Source organism: Pyxidicoccus fallax (assembly GCF_012933655.1).
GTDB lineage: Bacteria > Myxococcota > Myxococcia > Myxococcales > Myxococcaceae > Myxococcus > Myxococcus fallax.
This window is the reverse complement of sequence record NZ_JABBJJ010000680.1, coordinates 1-1,835: the sequence shown is the minus strand read 5'-3', so window position 1 is coordinate 1,835 and position 1,835 is coordinate 1. Positions and strand designations below refer to the sequence as shown.

Annotated in this window: 1 protein-coding gene and 1 pseudogene; both read right to left on the bottom strand. The window is 70.4% G+C overall.

The window, feature by feature from the left end:
• Window positions 1-461 precede the first annotated feature (461 nt).
• A complete protein-coding gene (locus HG543_RS53440) occupies window positions 462-1,250 on the bottom strand; it encodes a hypothetical protein (protein WP_246357955.1) in 789 nt (262 codons plus the stop codon).
• 69 nt (window positions 1,251-1,319) lie between these two features.
• Window positions 1,320-1,835 (bottom strand): annotated as a pseudogene (locus tag HG543_RS53435) (hypothetical protein); the annotation flags it as partial.

The window sequence follows — 1,835 nt, the reverse complement described above, 5'->3', positions numbered from 1 at the left end:
CATGCCAGGGAGGGTGGGGCCCGCGTCCGGTGAGGACCTGGCGGGTCCTCCAGCTGCGTGCACTTCGTTCCAGCCGTGGGTGCCCGAGGCAGGGGCCTGACACAAGCGCGGGTCCCGGAGTCACGGAAGGACACCGGGAGTCCTGGCTCGTCCGCCCTCAATGCAGTCACGCGAGGGCATCGGATGTCCCGGCTCGTGTGCCCTCGATGCAGTCATGGGAGGACATCGGGTGTTCCCGGTCCGCGCGCCCCCCTCGATGCGTGGGCGGGACAGGGCTGTGCTGGAGAGGGCGGCACCGGAAGAGGCACCTCCCCCTCCGGTGCCCTGTGCTGGAGTTTCCGCGGGGCCGCCCGGTGGAGCTTCACGTCCACGCGCTCTCCATCCCGTTCGCTTCGACGAATCCGGAGCGCAAAAGTGCGCCTCGCGGAGAAGTGCGGCGCTGGAACGTGGGTTGAAGCCGGTTAGCGGATGTGCGCCGCCGCGATGAGGACGAGGAGGCCATCGAGGCCCAAGCCCACCGACACGTAGCCGGGACTGGCCCGCGTGCTGCCCGCCGCCAGGTTCAGGTGGCCGATGGAACCGAGGCACAGCTTGGCGCCCAGCTCGGCTCCCACGTTGGGCCCCTGGCCGGGAACGGCGGACAGGGCGGCCCCCATCATCACCCGCGCGTACGTCACCAGCCAGGACGAGAAGAAGTGCTGGTAACCAGCGAAGCCGTTGAGCTCCACCGCTCCGGATAGGGAGAAGGACGTGTTGGCGCCGAAAGTCAGCCGCCGCTCGTACAGGGCCATGGGCTGGATGTTGAGGGTGATTTCCGTCCCCGGGCCGTTCGACACATCCGCCCGGTACGCGAAGACGAAATCGAAGCTCGGCTTGTCCAGCGCCGGAGCCTCCCGCCGCAGCCGCTCCGCGATGTCCCGGTCCCCTACGCCGCCCCGGGTCTCTCGCAGCTCCGCCAGCGCCACGGCGCCCTCCTCCCAGGAGGCCTCATACACCTTGACGAGGGGAGGCTCGGCGCCGTCCAGGTCTCCCTTCTCCATCCGCAGCCGCCCCAGGGTCAGGCAGGAGGACGTGACGCCCTCCTCACATGCCCGTTCATGGGCCAGGTCCGCGGCGTCCCGCTCGCCCTGCTGGAGAAGCTCGTCGCCCCACTGGCCGCAGGCGTAGGCCTTTCCGGCGTAGCACGCCGAGGCAGGGGACACCGGCCCCGTCGTGGCACACGCCACCAGCAGGGGAGCTGCGACCGCCATGAGCCACGTACGCCACATGGCGGTCATTCAACCACGGACACCGGGAGTCCTGCCTCCCCTGCCCCGCCCTCACGGACGCAGCTTGAAGAAGATGAGGTCCTTTCGACCCCGGGACACGTACCGCTGGTCCTCCAGCGTCGTCGCGGCCCCCTCCTCGAGGATGCCGCCGACGACCACCTCGCCCGTGCTCAGCACCGAGACATCCACCGTGTCCAGCTTCGACGACGAGAGGGAGCGGGCCCAGAGGGACGCCCCGGCGGAGGTGAAGGCCGCGACGAAGCGTCCGGACGCGCCCAGGTGCTTGCCCTGGAAGTCCAGCGGCCAGGTGTTGACGCCCTGGAGCAGCACCTCGCCGCGCAGCCCCACGTCCATGCCGACCACCCGCTCCAGGCCCGGAGAGCCCAGGTGGTGCAGCCACCGCTTCGTCCCGTCGAGCCCGAGCGCGCCGACGAAGACGTCGTCCGTCGCCGTGGCGCTGTCCACGCTGCCCACCTGCGAGTAGCTCTGGCCTTCGAAGGTGAAGCCGCCGGAGAACTGGCCGGAGAAGGAGACCTGGTCCCCGGACACCGCCACCCCCGCCAGCGT